The organism is Kitasatospora sp. YST-16 (genome assembly GCF_026802215.1).
In the GTDB taxonomy this organism is placed as follows: domain Bacteria; phylum Actinomycetota; class Actinomycetes; order Streptomycetales; family Streptomycetaceae; genus Kitasatospora; species Kitasatospora cineracea.
Map to the genome: position 1 here is coordinate 5,965,094 of NZ_CP113837.1, position 16,028 is coordinate 5,981,121.

General features: G+C 71.8%; 14 protein-coding genes. 11 read left to right on the forward strand and 3 right to left on the reverse strand.

Going from position 1 to position 16,028, the window contains the following annotated elements; genetic code table 11:
- Positions 1–3: 3 nt before the first annotated feature.
- Positions 4–792 (reverse strand): NUDIX hydrolase, encoded by a 789-nt coding sequence (locus OU787_RS26985; protein ID WP_327059423.1) that lies wholly within the window; start codon positions 790–792, stop codon positions 4–6.
- A gap of 51 nt (positions 793–843) precedes the next feature.
- Here OU787_RS26985 and OU787_RS26990 point away from each other — a divergent pair, with 51 nt between their 5' ends.
- The 8 genes from OU787_RS26990 (at position 844) to OU787_RS27025 (ending at position 10,341) form a co-directional block, all read left to right on the forward strand.
- Positions 844–2,064 carry an XRE family transcriptional regulator gene (locus tag OU787_RS26990; protein ID WP_268660883.1) on the forward strand — a complete coding sequence of 407 codons (1,221 nt, stop codon included), beginning with the start codon at positions 844–846 and terminating at the stop codon, positions 2,062–2,064.
- On the forward strand, positions 2,039–2,560 hold the full coding sequence (locus tag OU787_RS26995) for an NUDIX domain-containing protein (protein WP_268660884.1): 522 nt from the start codon (positions 2,039–2,041) through the stop codon (positions 2,558–2,560). The genes OU787_RS26990 and OU787_RS26995 overlap by 26 nt, the downstream gene beginning before the upstream one ends.
- Before the next feature lie 164 nt (positions 2,561–2,724).
- On the forward strand, positions 2,725–3,195 hold the full coding sequence (locus OU787_RS27000; RefSeq protein WP_268660885.1) for an NUDIX domain-containing protein: 471 nt from the start codon (positions 2,725–2,727) through the stop codon (positions 3,193–3,195).
- A 292-nt stretch (positions 3,196–3,487) separates the two neighbouring features.
- The gene (locus tag OU787_RS27005) at positions 3,488–4,225 is read left to right on the forward strand and encodes a ribonuclease H family protein (protein WP_268660886.1); all 738 of its coding nucleotides are present in this window, start codon (positions 3,488–3,490) and stop codon (positions 4,223–4,225) included.
- A gap of 165 nt (positions 4,226–4,390) precedes the next feature.
- On the forward strand, positions 4,391–5,155 hold the full coding sequence (locus tag OU787_RS27010) for a class I SAM-dependent methyltransferase (protein WP_030458645.1): 765 nt from the start codon (positions 4,391–4,393) through the stop codon (positions 5,153–5,155).
- A gap of 144 nt (positions 5,156–5,299) precedes the next feature.
- On the forward strand, positions 5,300–7,144 hold the full coding sequence (gene htpG, locus OU787_RS27015) for a molecular chaperone HtpG (protein ID WP_268660887.1): 1,845 nt from the start codon (positions 5,300–5,302) through the stop codon (positions 7,142–7,144).
- Between the two features lie 390 nt (positions 7,145–7,534).
- Positions 7,535–8,845 (forward strand): extracellular solute-binding protein, encoded by a 1,311-nt coding sequence (locus OU787_RS27020; protein WP_268661932.1) that lies wholly within the window; start codon positions 7,535–7,537, stop codon positions 8,843–8,845.
- Between the two features lie 164 nt (positions 8,846–9,009).
- Complete coding sequence (locus OU787_RS27025; RefSeq protein WP_268660888.1) at positions 9,010–10,341, forward strand: glycoside hydrolase 5 family protein; 1,332 nt, start codon at positions 9,010–9,012, stop codon at positions 10,339–10,341.
- A 100-nt stretch (positions 10,342–10,441) separates the two neighbouring features.
- Here the strand turns inward: OU787_RS27025 and OU787_RS27030 are convergent, their stop codons facing one another.
- Positions 10,442–10,939 carry a hypothetical protein gene (locus OU787_RS27030; protein WP_268660889.1) on the reverse strand — a complete coding sequence of 166 codons (498 nt, stop codon included), beginning with the start codon at positions 10,937–10,939 and terminating at the stop codon, positions 10,442–10,444.
- Positions 10,940–11,516: 577 nt separating this feature from the next.
- Here OU787_RS27030 and OU787_RS27035 point away from each other — a divergent pair.
- From OU787_RS27035 to OU787_RS27045, 3 genes are all read left to right on the forward strand, one after another.
- A complete protein-coding gene (locus OU787_RS27035; protein ID WP_327059424.1) occupies positions 11,517–12,611 on the forward strand; it encodes a glycoside hydrolase family 11 protein in 1,095 nt (364 codons plus the stop codon).
- A 305-nt stretch (positions 12,612–12,916) separates the two neighbouring features.
- Positions 12,917–13,789, forward strand: a complete 873-nt coding sequence (locus OU787_RS27040) for an ATP-binding cassette domain-containing protein (RefSeq protein WP_268660890.1) — start codon at positions 12,917–12,919, stop codon at positions 13,787–13,789.
- The gene (locus OU787_RS27045) at positions 13,786–15,348 is read left to right on the forward strand and encodes a hypothetical protein (RefSeq protein WP_268660891.1); all 1,563 of its coding nucleotides are present in this window, start codon (positions 13,786–13,788) and stop codon (positions 15,346–15,348) included. The genes OU787_RS27040 and OU787_RS27045 overlap by 4 nt, the downstream gene beginning before the upstream one ends.
- A 35-nt stretch (positions 15,349–15,383) precedes the next feature.
- On the opposite strand, the gene OU787_RS27050 is transcribed toward OU787_RS27045, so the two are convergent.
- Positions 15,384–16,022 carry a class F sortase gene (locus OU787_RS27050; protein WP_268660892.1) on the reverse strand — a complete coding sequence of 213 codons (639 nt, stop codon included), beginning with the start codon at positions 16,020–16,022 and terminating at the stop codon, positions 15,384–15,386.
- Positions 16,023–16,028: the final 6 nt, after the last annotated feature.

Genomic DNA, 16,028 nt, shown 5'->3' on the forward strand with positions numbered 1-16,028 from the left:
CCCTCACCTCCCCGCAGCGAGCGGTACGGCGTCCGTCGGTTCGGCGACGGACAACGACGGGAGGGGGAAGCGGTAGTCGCGCTCGCGGGCGTCAAGGGCGGCACGGAAATGGGCGATGGCCTCCGGGTGCACCGCGTGACCCAGCTCCTCCGAGGGCACCCACAGGATCCGGTCCACCGTCTCCCACGCCCCCTCCGGAACCGGGTGGGTGAAGACCTCCCCGGAGTCGACCGTGCCGCCGTCGCACACGAAGTGCACCTCCCCGTCATCCTCCGCCGCCCAGCCCGGCCCCAGCGAACACGTCGGCACACCGCCCAGCCCGACCAACTCCCGCAGCACCCGCGCGGCGGCCTCCGCAAGCTGCTCACCCGGCCCGACCCGCACCCCGGGCAGCACCGGGTACTCCTCTCCGACCGGCCGCACCAGTAGGACCGCACCGTCCTCGCTGACCACCAGCACCGAAACACCCGCACTCCGCCACCGGCACTCACCGATCAGGTACCGGGCCGGATCCCCGCTCTGCTGCGGTAACACCTGGCTGCGCAAGCCATGCTTCTCCAACTTCCGCTCCTTGTATGAGAGTTCAATACCTGAAGACCCTCGCCGATCGGCGGCCCGGCACGCATGCAGTGCCTCTCGGCCGGTGATCGGCAGTTTTTCCTGCCCCCGTGATTCAACGACGGGTACGGGAGGGCCGGGGACTCCAGGGTGGTGACTCCGAGTTGGAGTCCGACCACTGGATGTGGGCGTACGATCGGGGTTCATTCTTCGGGGAGCGAAGCAGTGGACCATCGGCAGCCCGACCCGCGCGATGTGGTGGCGGGGCTACTTGGGGATGAGCGAATGCGTGCCATCCTGCGAGCGCGCGACATCGGCGCCCTGTTCGATCTGCTGCACAAGCGAGGCATCAGTACGCGCCGTCTCGCTGCTGCTGCCGGCGTCTCGCAAGGCCGCTTTTACGACTACGCCAAGGGCAAAGTCCGTGTTGAGAAGCTGGCGATGTTCGAGCAACTTGCCGATGCCTTCGGCATTCCGGGGGCTCTGCTCGGCCTGGCCTCGCGCCCGTGGGAGCCGACCGCCCAACCCGTGTACGTGGCGCTGCCGCCAGAAGTGCCGGCCGACGCAGACGACTTGGCGGCCATGGATGCGTTTCGTGCGGCTGACCGCACCAGCGGAGGCGGGCGCCTGTACAACGCCGTTGTGCGGCACCTGTCCGACAGTGTGGCTCCCCGGCTGCTGAGCGGGAGCGGGCCCGTGGTTTTCGGTGCTGCGGCAGCGCTGACCGAGATGGCGGGTTGGATGGCCCACGACTCCGGTCAGGACCACCTGGCAGCACGGCATTTCGCAACAGCGCTCCCTCTTGCGCAGACATCGGGTGACACGGCTTTCGCCGCGCACGTGGCTGCCAGCAGCAGCCATCTGTCCCTGCAAACCGGCGATCCCCAGCAGGCCGCACATTGGGCCCTATCGGGCATGCGACTTGCTCACGGCGGGCCGCACCTGCCCGGTCTCACCGCACGACTCCACAGCATGCATGCCCGCGCCCTTGCGGCGCTTGGACAGCTTGGCCCCGCTGCCCGAGCACTGGACCAGGCAGGTGAGGCCCTTGGCGCAGCAGCGGACGATACGCACCCGTGGCTGAGCCCTTTCGACCAGGCGGCATTGGCAAGCGAGTCGGCGCTGACGTTCGCTGACTTGGGCCGGTACGACGACGCGCTACGCCATGCGGAACGGGCGGTACACCTGCGGGAGTGCGGCCGTACGAGGTCCCTTGCGCTCAGCAGAACCACGCTTGCATCGGTATACGTTCGGCGCGGGGAGTTGGAAGCCGCATTGCAGGTGGGGGTCGAGTTGTTGTCGACCAGTCCAACTCTCGGCTCAGTACGGGTTGTTCACCAGTTGGACGGTTTCCGTGATGCACTGGTGCCACACGCGGCGCACGGGCCGGTTCGCGATTACCTGGTGCACTTCGACCAGGCACGCCGGACGCGCGCGCTGCTGCTGGCTGACATCTTGCCGCCGACGGAAGGATCTGGCCGTGGGGACCGCCGCACCGACACCTGATGACCCCGAGGCGTGGACCGCCTACCTCGCAGAAGGCAACGCCCGACAAGCACGGAAACGCGTTGCGGTGGACCTGCTCATCCGCGACACCCGCGGGAGGGTACTGGTGGTGAACCCTGCCTACAAGCCTGATTGGGACTTGCCCGGAGGAATGTCAGAAGCCAATGAAGCCCCTGACGACACCGCCCGCCGGGAACTGCGGGAAGAACTCGGCCTGGACATCGTCCCCTGCGGTCTACTGGTAGTGGAGTGGGTACCTCCCCATGGGCCTTGGGACGACCAACTGGCATTCATCCTCGACGGCGGAACGATCCCGGATGCCGAGATGTACTCGCTCCGCCCTCACGATGCGGAGCTGACCGAGGTAGCCATGGTCAGTTCCCACAAGGCCGAACGGCTGCTACGGGCACGACTGGTGCCACGGTTCCGCGCTGCAATGCGGGCATTGGAGAACGAGCGCCCCTGCCTCATGCGCGACGGACAGTTGCTCGGCTAGCGCACAAGGCGGCCGGGTATCGGTTCCGGGGCACGGATGACGAGGCTCGACTGTTTCCGAGCCGTGAGCCGCAGCAGGGGCATGGGTGGTGGGCAGCGCCACCGGGGCTGCCAGCTTCGACGCAGTGTGGAACGTCGCCCTGCCGGTGAAGGAGAGCTGATCACATGGCACGCACCGAGTTCTACGACGACCCCGACGCGCCCGAGCCGAACAGGTTGGTGGTGGCGGCGTCCGCAGTGGTGACCGACAGCGAGGGGCGCGTCCTGCTCCAGCGGCGGACCGACAACGGTCTGTACGCGCTGCCGGGCGGTGCGATGGATCTCGGCGAGTCGCTTCCGGGATCAGCCGTCCGGGAGGTCCGCGAGGAGACCGGCCTCGATGTGGAGATCACCGGACTGGTCGGTACGTACACCGACCCCCGGCATGTGATCGCCTACTCGGACGGCGAGGTGCGGCAGCAGTTCAACGTCTGCTTCACCGCGCGCATCACCGGCGGGGAACTCCGGATCTCCGACGAGTCGACCGACCTCCGGTTCGTGGCGCCGGGCGACTTCGCCGACCTGCCGATGCACCACACCCAGCGGCTGCGGCTCCAGCACTTCCTGGAAGGGCGGACGGCGCCCTATCTCGGGTAACAGGCACCAACGGAGAAAGCTCCGCCTCGGCCCCCCGGCAAGGGGAGGGCAGGGTACGGCGGGGCACGTATTCAGTCCCGGACGTCGGATTCGTCGTCCGGCTCCGGCGGCGCGGCGGCGGCCCGGGGGACCGGCGAGCGGCGCGACTCCGGGAAGTGGGGCAGCGCCCGGCACCGGGACGCCTCCGACCTGCCCTACGACCTGCCGTCCGACCTGTCGCCGCAGCGGCCGTCGTAGCGGTCGCCGCGGCCGCCGGTCGGGGGTCGTGGGCGGGGGCTGGCATGATCGGGGGATGGTTGAACGAGTCATCGCCGCCTGCGACGGAGCGGCCAAGGGCAATCCGGGGCCGGCCGGGTGGGCCTTCGTGGTCGCCGACGGGAACGGCGCCCCGCAGCGCTGGGAGGCCGGTCCGCTGGGCCGGAACACCAACAACGTCGGGGAGTTGACGGCCCTGCAACGGCTGCTGGAGGCCACCGACCCGGCGCTGCCGCTGGAGGTCCGGCTGGACAGCACCTACACCCGGGACGCGGTCACCAAGTGGCTGCACGGCTGGAAGCGCAACGGCTGGAAGACCGCCGCGGGCAAGCCGGTCGCCAACCAGGAGCTGATCCAGCGGATCGACGCGCTGCTCACCGACCGGGACGTCGCGTTCGTCTACGTGCCCGCCCACCAGGTGGACGGCGACCCGCTGAACGCCATCGCCGACAAGGCCGCCAGCGACGCCGCCCGCACCCAGCAGGCCGCCGCCGGCACCGCCGCCGACCTGCCGGTGCCCGACCCGGTGACCGCCCCGGCCCCGCGCGCCCGCCGCACCGCGTCCGCGTCCGGCTCCTCCACGTCGTCCGGCAGCGCCTCCGGAGGAGCCAACGGCGGTGCGGCCAGGCGGAGTTCGGGCGGCGGCGGTGGCCGGACGCTGGCCGCGAAGTTCCCCGGCCGCTGCCCGTGCGGGCGCTCCTACGGCAAGGGCGAGACGATCGGCAAGGTCGGCGGCAGCTGGGGCCACCCGGAGTGCGCGGCCGCCCACGCCTGACCGCCAGCCCGACCCCAGGCCGCCCACGCCTGACCGCAGGCCCCGGCCCCCGGCCTGGCTCCGGCCGTCCTCCGGGCCCGGCCCCGGCGCCGCTGTTCCGTGGAGGGCCGCGCCGCCGGGTCAATGCCGGGCGCGGTCCGCTCCGGTCGTGCCAGGATGCTCGGCATGTCCACCCGTGCACTGAGTTTCGGCGCGATCGCGCAGGCCTACGAGAGGTTCCGGCCGGGGTACCCCGAAGAGCTCTTCGACCTGGTGGCGGCGTACGCGGGCCGGCCGGTCCGGACGGCGCTGGAGATCGGGGCGGGGACGGGCAAGGCGACCCGGCTGTTCGCCGGGCGCGGGGTCGCGGTCACGGCGACGGAGCCCGACGCCGCCATGCTGGCCGAGCTGGGCAGGACCGCGCCCGCGCACGTGACGACCGTGCGGGCCGCGTTCGAGGACCTGCGGCCGTGCGGGCCCCACGACCTGGTGTACGCGGCGGCGGCCCTGCACTGGACCCGCCCGGAGGGGCGGTGGCCGAGGGTGGCCGCGCTGCTGGAACCGGGCGGCGTATTCGCCTCGTTCGGCGGCCCGGTCCAACTGGCCGACCCGGCCGTCGAGGAGTCGGTGCGCGCGGCCCGGGCGCCGTTCCTGGCGAACGACGACGTACCGTCCCCCGACGGGACCGCTCCCGGCGCGCCACTGCAGTGGCCGGGGACGGAGCTGCAGCGGTCCCCGCTGTTCGCCGACGTCCGGCAGGCCGTCGTCGAGCGGCGCCTGACGATGAGCGCCCGCGACTACCTCGGCTACCTGTCGACCGTCTCGGCGTACCTCCAACTGCCGGAGCCCGGGCGGCAGCAGGCGTACGACGCGGTCGCGGGCGTCCTGCCGGAGACGGTCGGGATCACCGCCGACATCGTCGTCCACCTCGCGCGCCGGCGGTCCGGGTAGGCCCCGTCCGGCACGGCCGGGCCGGACCGGGCCCGGGGGCGGCGCTCCTCCGTCGGCGTTTGTCCGGGCCGCCGCCGGTGTGCCAGATTGCCACGGAGCGCGTGCTCCCGTACCCGCACCGTCACCCCGAGCGAAAAGGATCCCATGAGCACCGAGACGCTGGAGTTCCAGGCCGAGGCGCGGCAACTGCTGCAGCTGATGGTCCACTCGATCTACTCGAACAAGGACGTCTTCCTGCGCGAGCTGATCTCCAACGCGTCGGACGCCCTGGACAAGCGGCGGCTGGCCGGCCTCACCGAGGAGCGGCTGCGCGCCGACGACCTGCACATCTCCGTCGACACCGACCCGGAGGCCCGCACGCTGACCGTCCGGGACAACGGCATCGGCATGACCCGCGACGAGGTCGTCGCGCTGATCGGCACCATCGCCCGCTCCGGCACCGCCGAGACCCTGCGCCGGCTGCGCGAGAGCAAGGAACCCGCCGAGCTGATCGGCCAGTTCGGCGTCGGCTTCTACTCGACCTTCATGGTGGCCGACAAGGTCACCCTGCTGACCCGCAAGGCCGGCGAGCCCACCGGCACCCGCTGGGAGTCGGCCGGCGAGGGCACCTACACCGTCGAGACCGTCGAGGACGCCCCCGAGGGCACCGCGGTCACCGTCCACCTGCGCCCCGAGGACGGCGAGGACGGCCTGCACGACTACACCGACACCGCGACGATCCGGCGGATCGTCAAGCGCTACTCCGACTTCATCGCCTTCCCGATCCGCACCGCCGGACCGGACGGCGCCGGCGAGCTGACCCTCAACTCGATGAAGGCGCTCTGGGCCCGCCCGCGCGCCGAGGTCGCGGACGAGGAGTACCGGGAGTTCTACCGGCACATCGCGCACGACTGGACCGACCCGCTGGAGACCGTCAGCCTGCGGGCCGAGGGCACCTTCGAGTACGAGGCGCTGCTGTTCATCCCGGCCCGCCGCCCGCACGACCTGTTCCAGCGCGACGGCCGCCACGGCGTCCAGCTGTACGTCAAGCGGGTGTTCATCATGGAGGACAGCCGCGAGCTGCTCCCCGACCACCTGCGCTTCGTCAAGGGCGTGGTGGACGCCGCCGACCTCTCGCTGAACATCTCCCGCGAGATCCTCCAGCAGGACCGGCACATCCAGCTGATCCGCCGCCGCCTGGCCAAGAAGGTGATGGCCACGGTCAAGGAGATGATGACCGGCGACGCGGACAAGTACCGCACCTTCTGGCGGGAGTTCGGCCCCGCCGTCAAGGAGGGCCTGCTCGACCCGGCCGAGGACCGCAAGGCCATCCTCGACGTCGCCTCCTTCGCCAGCACCGCGGGCGAGGAGCCGACCTCGCTGGCCGGCTACCTGGCCCGGATGCAGGACGGCCAGGACAAGATCTACTACATGACCGGCGAGAGCCGCGCCCAGGTCGAGAACTCCCCGCACCTGGAGGCGTTCCGGGCCAAGGGCTACGAGGTGCTGCTGCTCACCGACCCGGTGGACGAGATCTGGGTCGAGGGCGTCCCCCCGTACGAGGGCAAGGAGTTCGCCTCGGTCGCCCGCGGCGCCGTCGACCTCCCCGCCGAGGACGTCCCCGCGGAGCACGCCGGCTCCTACGCGCCGCTGCTGGGCTGGCTGGGCGGGGCGCTCGCCGACGTCAAGGACGTCCGCCTCACCACCCGGCTGACCAACTCGCCGGCCTGCCTGGTCAGCGACGCCGACGGCCTGACCCCGACCCTGGAGAAGATGTACCGGGCGATGGGCCAGGACGTCCCGCCCGCCCGCCGCATCCTCGAACTCAACCCCGACCACCCGCTGGTCGCCGCCCTGCGCACCGCCCACGAGGAGCGCCCCGAGGACCCCTCGCTCGCCGAGAGCGCCGAACTCCTCTACGGCACCGCCCTGCTGGCCGAGGGCGGCGACCTCGCCGACCCGGCCCGCTTCGCCAAGCTCCTCGCCGACCGCCTCACCCGGACGGTCTGACACACCCCCGGCCGCGGTCCCGCCCCTGTCCGTCCGGGGGCGGGACCGCGGCTTTTGCGCGCCCGGGATCGTCCGGGATCGCTCGGGATCGCTCGGGATCGTGACGCAGTGTTACTAGCCTCGGGGTGGATTCTGGCTTGCTTTGACAACGTTGTCCAGTGGTGCGCGGTCGCAGTCCGATAACGAGACTAATCCGTCATCAAGTTAAGTAAAGTTTTAGTTCTGTGGCGCCTTATGCCTTCAAAACCGCTGTATTTCAGTGTTGACCGGTCTATGGACATGGCCGGGATGTGACGTCTACGTTAAGCGTCCAACAGCCCGGAGCGCCGCCTGCGGTCGCCGGTCGCTGCTTCCACGAGCCAATGAAGATCAGCGTGAAGGATGAGCGAGATGCGCAGAGGATGGCCGGCCGTCGCGGCCGCTTCCATGGTGGTGCTCACTGCGTGTAGCAGTGGGGGTGGCGGTGGGGTGTCCGCTGCGCCGTCGGTGAACGCGGACCCGACGAAGGTCACCGGTTCGATCACGGTGCTGACCAACCGCACCGACCAGCTCGGTGACGGGACGCTGGACAAGTACGCCGCCGAGTTCAACAAGGTCTACCCGAACGTCAAGGTGAAGTTCGAGGGGATGAAGGACTACGAGGGCGAAGTCAAGATCCGCATGAACACCGAGAACTACGGTGACGTGCTGCCGATCCCCTCGGACCTGTCGATCGCGCAGTTCCCCAACTTCTTCTCCTCGCTGGGGTCTTCGGAGGAGCTGTCGAAGTCCTACCAGTGGACCGACTACGCGACGGTCGACAGCAAGGTCTACGGCATCGCCAACTTCGGCACGGTGACCGGCTTCGTCTACAACAAGAAGGTGTGGGCCGACGCCGGCGTCACCGCCTGGCCGAAGACGCCCGACGAGTTCCTGGCCGACCTGAAGGCGATCAAGGCCAGGGGGCAGGCGGTGCCGTACTACACGAACTACCACGACGGCTGGCCGCTGCGGCAGTGGACGGACGCGATCGGCTCGCCGTCCTGCGACGAGGGCGCCAAGGACAAGCTCGCCACCACCGCGCAGCCGTGGGCGGCCGGCGGCGACCTGAACACCGTCGACAGCCTGGTGTACGCGATCGTCAACCAGAAGCTGTCCGAGGACGACCCGACCACCACCAACTGGGACCAGTCGAAGGTGATGCTGGGCACCGGCAAGGTCGGCGCGATGTACCTGGGCTCGTGGTCGGTCTCCCAGATGCGCGACGCGGCCACCAAGGCCGGTGCGAACCCGGACGACATCGGCTACATGCCGTTCCCGTCCACCTCCGGGAAGCTGTGCAGCGTCCTGCAGCCGGACTACAAGTACGCGATCAACAAGCACTCCAAGAACCAGGAGGCCGCGCGGGCCTGGCTGGACTGGTACATCGCCAAGTCCGGTGCGGCGCAGGCCGAGCAAGGCATCTCCTCGGTCAAGGGCTCCGAACTGCCCGCCACGCTCAAGCCGTTCACCGACAACGGGGTGCAGCTGATCGGGCAGAAGCAGGACAAGTCCGCCGTCGTCAAGAAGATCGACAAGGGCGCGGAGATCAACCTCGACGCCCCGGACTACCGGCAGAAGCTCGTCGACATCGCCCGCGGCGCGGCCCCCGGCGACCGCGACAGCTACTTCGCCGAGCTCAACAAGAAGTGGTCCGAGGCCCAGAAGACCGTCAACGGCTGACCGTACCAGTCGGGTTGACCGCACCGGTCGAGTCGACCGAGCGGCACGGCCACCGCCACCCACCCCGCGGCCCGGCCGGAACCCCACCGGCCGGGCCGCACCCGGGACTTCACGATCCCCCCCAGGCGCCACCCCCACCCCACCCGCATGTCCGGAGGACGCACGTGAACGACCAGCCCCGCACCACCAGCCGCCGCCACCTGCTCGGCGCGGCCGCCCTCGGCCTCGCCGCCACCCCGCTGCTCGGCAGCACCGCCTTCGCCGCCGGCCAGGACGCCCAGGGCTCCAACGGCCAGGGCTCCAACGGTCAGGGCGGTGGCGGCCAGGACGGCTCCGGCCGCGACCGCCGCTCCTTCGTGACCGCGCGCGGCGGTGAACTGCGCCTGGACGGGCGGGCGTTCCGGTTCGGCGGGACCAACTGCTACTACCTGCACCAGCAGTCGCACTACATGATCGACGCGGTGCTGAACGACGCCGCCGCGATGGGCCTGACCGTGATCCGCGCCTGGGCGTTCGCCGACGGCGACGGCCACTCCTACCGGGCCCTGCAGCCCAAGCCGTTCAGCTACGACGAGGCCGCCTTCGACAGCCTCGACTACGCCGTCCAGAAGGCCGGGCAGCTCGGCCTGCGCCTCGTGCTCCCGCTGGTCAACAACTGGCCCGACTACGGCGGCATGCAGCAGTACGTGTCCTGGTTCCTCGGCCTGGCCGACGACTCCTACGGCGACGGCGTCAACCACGACAAGTTCTACACCGACGCCAACTGCCGCAAGGCGTACCGGTCCTGGGCCAAGCACGTGATCCAGCGCCGCAACCGCTACACCGGCCTGCGCTACGCCGACGACCCCACCGTCATGGCCTGGGAACTGGCCAACGAGCCGCGCTGCCGCAGCGACAAGTCCGTTGCCACCCTGCTGGGTTGGGCCCGCGAGATGAGCACGTACGTGAAGTCGCTGGCCCCGCGGCAGTTGCTCGCCGTCGGCGACGAGGGCTTCTACGGGCGGGCGAACGAAGCCGACTACCCGTACTCGAACTACGAGGGCAACGACTGGCTCAAGCTCACCGCCCTGCCCGCCGTCGACTACGGCACCGTGCACGTCTACCCGCAGAACTGGGGCGAGACCAGCGGCAAAAAGCCCGGCACCGACGCCACAGGCTGGGGCACCCGCTGGATCACCGACCACCTCGCCGACGGCCGCACCCTCGGAAAGCCCGTCGTCATCGAGGAGTTCGGCCTGCAGATCGACGCCGGCCGCGACATCGCCGACACCACCGCCCGCGACGCCGCCTACAAGGCGTGGACCGACGCCGCGCTCGCCTCCGGCGCGGCCGGCGACCAGTTCTGGCTGCTCACCTCCCGCGTCGACGACGGCTCGTTCTACCCCGACTACGACGGCCACCGCGTCATGTGGAACAACGACCCCGCCAACCCCACCCGTACCACCGCCCACCTGTTCGCCGCCCACGCCGCAGCGATGACCGCCGCCACGCACTGACGTCCCTCCCCGCCGTCTGACTCCCGCTCGACCTGCCACGGCCCGCGGAGGCTCTCGCCTCCGCGGGCCGTGGCGCGGGCCCGACGGCCGGGCCCGGGGGTCAGGCGTCCCAGCTGAGCTGGTAGACGGCGGTGGCGGTGTTGCTGATGTGGACGGCGCCGGTGAGGCCCTTGTAGGCGCCGGTGCCGCCGGTGACGACGCCGTCGAAGTTCTTCGGGTACTTGGCGGTCAGCGGGTTGTCGATCGGGACGACCGCGGTGAAGGTGACCTGGTCGCCGCCGGTGAAGACCAGGTCGGCGGTGCAGAAGGCGGTCGCGGAGTCGACCGAGATCGCGTCCTTGGTGCACTGGTCGTAGACGGTGGCGACCTGTGCGCCGGTGCTGTCCTTGGCCGTGGCGGTGCCGCCGAAGCCCGCACCGATCGCGTTGGCCGCGCCGGACGCCGAGTTGGTGCCGGTGAAGTCGATGGTGACGGTGGGCGGCGCGGCGCGGTGGGTGTCGGTGGTGGCCGCACCGGCCAGCGCGGGAACACCGGCGACCACGGCGGCGGCGCCCACGGCGAGCGCGACGATGCCCTTGGCCTTGGCAGTTCGGGACATGGTTCCTCCAGTTCGGTCCGGGCTGGGAGTACCCGGGGCGGGCCCACATCACCACACATCGGACACGCAACGTGGTCAGGCGTCACTCCCCGTGTCGGCCACCCCGTGTCACCGGACACGCCGTCAGATCCCTTGCCGGACAAGGCCCCGCCGTCCGCGACCGGCCCCCGCGCCGGACCGCCCAAAATCACCCGTTCGTATCCGCAGCGCCCCGGCGCCGGGGGTCGGGCTCGGTTCGACCGGCACAGCGATCGATCACAGTCTCGAAATTTTCGAGAAAGATACCCTCTTCGGGTTGTCCCCCTTGCAAGCTTTCATGGCGGCTCGCCTCTGTCGGGCGGGCGGGGTGGATGTCTCGGTTCCCGGCGGTGGCCGGTGAGCTGCGGATATGCTCCATTGCGGGAATCCCGGCCGTCCGGCATTGTTTCGCACGCGTGTCGAAAGTGTTGACACTCCGACAGGTGCGGGCCAGCATCATCGCCAACGGCAGGCCCTCACGACTGCCGATCCGGCCCGGCCGCCACCCCGGCCGCGGCGCGCCCTTCCGTCCGTCCCCCACCGAAGAGGAAGCAGGCCCGTGAAGCCCATCCGTCCCACCCGAGGCGGCCGCCTCTCCCGGCTCGTCAGCAAGGCACGCATCCTTGCCGTGGCCCTCGCGGCCGTCCTCGTCGTCCCCGCCGTCGCGAACGCCGACACGACCATCTCGTCGAACAGCACCGGCACCGACAACGGGTACTTCTACTCGTTCTGGAGCCAGAACAGCGGCCAGGCGTCCATGACCCTGGGCGCCGGCGGCCAGTACAGCACCACGTGGAACAACGTCACCAACTTCGTCGCCGGCAAGGGCTGGAACCCGGGCGGGACCGACCCCGTGACCTACTCGGGCACCTGGAACTGCAACGGCAACTGCTACCTGTCGCTGTACGGGTGGACCACCAACCCGCTTATCGAGTACTACATCGTCGACAACTACGGGAACTACAACCCGAGTTCGGGCGCCACCAAGCTGGGCTCGGTGGTCAGCGACGGCAGCACCTACGACCTGTACTCGACGCAGCGCACCGACGCCCCGTCCATCGAGGGCGACCACTCGAACTTCACGCAGTTCTGGGCGATCCGCCAGGCGAAGCGCACCGGCGGCACCATCACCGTGTCCACCTTCTTCAACGCGTGGGCGAAGGCCGGCCTGAACCTCGGCACCCCGAACTACCAGATCCTGGCCACCGAAGGCTACGGCAGCAGCGGCAACTCCAACATCACGGTCAGCCACGGGACCGGCGGCACCGGCAGCCCGTCGCCCTCCCCGACCGGCGGCACCAGCCCCTCGCCGTCCCCGTCGCCCAGCCCGAGCGGCACCACCGGCGGCGGCAGCGGCTGCACCGCGACCTACGCCAACGCGTCCGACTGGGGCTCCGGCTTCACCGGCGCGGTGACCGTCAAGAACAACGGCTCCACCGCCACCAACAGCTGGAAGGTCACCATGACCTACGCCGGCAACCAGACGGTCACCAACCTCTGGAGCGGCACCTACACCCAGTCCGGCAAGGTCGTCACGGTGAACAACGCCGCCTACAACGGCTCCGTCCCGGCGGGCGGCACCACCAACTTCGGCTTCAACGCCAACTACAGCGGCACCAACGCCGCTCCGACCCTGGCCTGCACCACGGGCTGACCGGACGGACACGCCGGAAGGCGGTGCCACCGCTCCCAGGGTGGCACCGCCTTCCGTTGCGCGCGCCCGCCCCGGGCCCCCGTTACCGGGCAGACCCCGGCTACCGGGCGGATATCTGCCGAACGGCAGATGGCGGGCCGTCCCGGATCGGCGAGGCTCGGGGCGTGAGCGACCGCAACGGACCGGAGGAACCGGTGGACCGAGGACGTCCCGAGGCCGGGGACAGCAGCAGGGACAGCAACAGGGGCAGCAGCAGGGGCGGGGGCGGGTGGAAGGCGCACGGCGCGCGGCGGGAGGGGGCGCCGGTGATCGAGCTGGCCGGGGTCGGCAAGGTCTACCGGGGCGGCAAGCGGGCCCTGGACGGGGTCGGGCTGACGATCGGGCCGGGGCTGCTCGGCCTGCTCGGGCCGAACGGCGCGGGCAAGTCCTCGCTGCTGCGGATCCTGGCCACCGTCACCCGGCCGAGCACCGGCACGCTGCACTACCGGGGCGTCGACGCGGTCGCCTCCCCCGACCGGCTGCGCCGCGAACTCGGCTACCTGCCGCAGGACTTCGGCGTCTACCCGAACCTGACGGCGCGCGAGTTCCTGGCCTACCTGGCCGCCACCAAGGGCCTCTCGGCACGCTCCGCCCGGGCCCGCACCGACGAGCTGCTCGAACTGCTCAACCTGACCGAGGCCGTCCGCCGCCCGCTGCGCGGCTACTCGGGCGGCATGCTCCGCCGGGTCGGCATCGCGCAGGCGCTGCTCGCCGACCCGAAGGTGCTGGTGGTGGACGAGCCGACCGCCGGGCTGGACCCGGAGGAGCGGGTCCGGCTGCGCAACCTGCTCGGCGAACTCGCCGCCGAGCGGGCCGTGCTGCTCTCCACCCACATCGTCTCCGACGTCGAGTCGACGGCCGACACGATCGCCGTGCTGGCCGGCGGCCGCCTGCTGCGGCTGGGCGCCCCGGAGCGGCTGCTGCGCGAACTCGACGGCGGAGTGTGGGAGTTGACCGTCCCGGTGGCGGACGTGCCGGCCTGGCAGGCGCGTTGGCGGGTCGGGCGCACCGTCCGCACCACCGAGGGCGTCCGGCTGCGGCTGCTGGCGTCCGGCCCGCCGGCCGCGGCCGCCGTGCCGGTGCGGCCGGACCTGGAGGACGTCTACCTGGACACCGTCCGGCCGGGGGCGGGGCGGTGACGGTGCGCACGCTGACCGGGCTGGCCGTCGGGGACTTCCGGGAACGGGTGCGCCGCCCGGTGTACGCGGTGACGCTGCTGGCCGCCGTCGGCCTGGGGCGGCTGGCGGTGCCGGACGCCGACAGCCGCTGGGGCGTCATCGACGTGGGCGGCAACCGGGGCGTGTACAACAGCGCCTGGGTCGGCACCGCGACCGCGCTGGCCGGGGCACTGTGGCTGACCGTCGGCGGGTTCTACGTGGTGCGCGGCGCGATCGTCCGGGACGACACCACCGGGGTCGGGCAGGTGCTGGCGGCCACGCCGCTGCGCTCCGCCGGGTACCTGGCGGCGAAGTTCCTCTCCAACCTGCTGGTGCTGGCTTCGATGCTGGGGGTGCTGGCGGGCACCGCGCTGGTGCGGCAGCTGCTGGCCGGCGAGGACCGCTCCGTCGACCCGGTCGCGCTGCTGGCGCCGTTCCTGCTGATCGCGCTGCCGGTGCTGGCGGTGGCGGCCGCGGCGGCCGTGCTGTTCGAGACCGTCCCGCCGCTGCGGGCCGGGTTCGGCAACGTGCTCTGGTTCGGGCCGGCGCTGCTGATCGCCATCGGCGGCCAGTCCGCGCACGCGCCGTTCGGCGGCCTCGGCGTGCAGCACGCGGTGCCGTCCCTGCGGCGGGCCCTGGAGGAGCAGCAACTCGCCTACGACCAGGGCGGGTTCAGCATCGGACTGACCGAGACCGAGCACCCGCTGCACCCCTTCCGCTGGGACGGCGCACCGCTCACCGGCGGCTTCCTGCTGGCCCGGCTGGCGCTGTTCCTGCTGGCCGCCGCGGCCGCCGTGCTGCCCGCGCTCTGGTTCGGCCGCTTCGACCGGACCGCGGGGCGCCCGAAGGCGGCGGAGGGGAAGGTGGAAGAGCAACTACCCTGGAAGGAACGGGAGTTCATGTGGCTTCCGGGCACCGTTCCGGTGCGGGCCGGGGCGTTCGGGCGGCTGCTGGCGGGGGAGGCGCGGATCCTGGTGCAGGGCGTGCCGCGCACCTGGTGGACGGTGGTCGCGGGGCTGTCCGCCGCCGTGTTCGCGGTGCCCGAGCGGGCGGTGGGCGGGCTGCTGCTGCCGGTGCTGTGGCTGTGGCCGGTGCTGCTGTGGTCCCGGCTGGGCTCCCAGCAGGCCGAGCACGGGCTGGCCGAACTGCTCGGCGCGCACCCGGCGCCGCGCCGGCGGCTGCTGGCCGAGTGGGCGGCGGGCGTCCTGCTGACCGCGCTCACCGGGCTCGCCCCGCTGCTGCGGATGCTCGCCGCGGGCGACGGCGCCGGGGCCGCCCACTGGCTCGGCGGGCCGCTGCTGGTGCCCTCGCTGGCCCTCGCGCTCGGGGTGGTCAGCCGCGGCCACCGGCTGTTCCAGGCGCTCTACCTGCCGCTGTGGTACCTGCTGGTCAACCGGGTCGCGGCGGTGGACTTCATGGGCGCGGCCCGCACCGCCGGACACCCGGACGGCCCGCACCCGCTGCTGGTCGCCGCCCTGTCGGCGGCCCTGCTCGCGGCGGCGGCCCTGGCGGCCGAGGCCCGCCGGGGGCGGGCCGGTTGACGGTGCGTCAGGCAGTGGACGCCAGGTGCCGGGCGTCAGGTGGCGGAGGTCAGGTGGGCGTACACCACGGTGTTGGAGTCGTAGCCGGTGTGCCGGTCGTAGTGGCCGCCGCAGGTGATGACCCGCAGTTCGGCCCGGCCGGTCGGCGCGTACACCTCCCCGGACGGGAAGGCGCTCTTCGGGTAGGAGCGCACCGCGTCCACGGTGAAGGTCGCGGTGCGGCGGTCCTGCCGGGTGACGGCGATGGTCAGGCCGGGGCGCAGCAGCCCCAGCCGGTACAGCACGCCCGGGCCGTGCCGGTCGTCGACGTGGCCGACCACGACGGCGGTGCCGTCCGTGCCGGGCGCGGGGGCGTCCCGGTACCAGCCGACCAGGTCGGGGCGGCCGAGCGGCGGGGTGCCGAGGGCGCCGGAGGCGTCCAGGCCGAGCGGGGTGAACGAGGCGTCCACTGAGATCGACGGGATCCGCAGCCGGGTCGGGTCGGAGGGGGCGAGCGCGGCGGTGTCCGGGGTGACCGCGGGGCTCGCGGCGGGGCCGGGAGCGGGCGGGGCGGGGGCCGCGGTGGAGGTGACGGTCTCCGGCGGGGCGGGTGCCGGGGGCCGGCTGGTGGTCAGCCCGTCGTCCACCAGCCAGACGCCGCACAGCAGGGCGGCGCCCGCGGTGCCGACCCGCAACAGGGC

Bases quoted from the DNA above. Each gene is read 5' to 3' on its own strand.
- OU787_RS27010 (WP_030458645.1), top strand. From the start codon at position 4,391: ATGTCCACCCGTGCACTGAGTTTCGGCGCGATCGCGCAGGCCTACGAG.
- OU787_RS26985 (WP_327059423.1), bottom strand. From the start codon at position 792: ATGGTCCACTGCTTCGCTCCCCGAAGAATGAACCCCGATCGTACGCCC.
- OU787_RS27020 (WP_268661932.1), top strand. From the start codon at position 7,535: ATGCGCAGAGGATGGCCGGCCGTCGCGGCCGCTTCCATGGTGGTGCTC.
- OU787_RS27030 (WP_268660889.1), bottom strand. From the start codon at position 10,939: ATGTCCCGAACTGCCAAGGCCAAGGGCATCGTCGCGCTCGCCGTGGGC.
- OU787_RS26990 (WP_268660883.1), top strand. From the start codon at position 844: ATGCGTGCCATCCTGCGAGCGCGCGACATCGGCGCCCTGTTCGATCTG.
- OU787_RS27000 (WP_268660885.1), top strand. From the start codon at position 2,725: ATGGCACGCACCGAGTTCTACGACGACCCCGACGCGCCCGAGCCGAAC.
- OU787_RS27005 (WP_268660886.1), top strand. From the start codon at position 3,488: ATGGTTGAACGAGTCATCGCCGCCTGCGACGGAGCGGCCAAGGGCAAT.
- htpG (WP_268660887.1), top strand. From the start codon at position 5,300: ATGAGCACCGAGACGCTGGAGTTCCAGGCCGAGGCGCGGCAACTGCTG.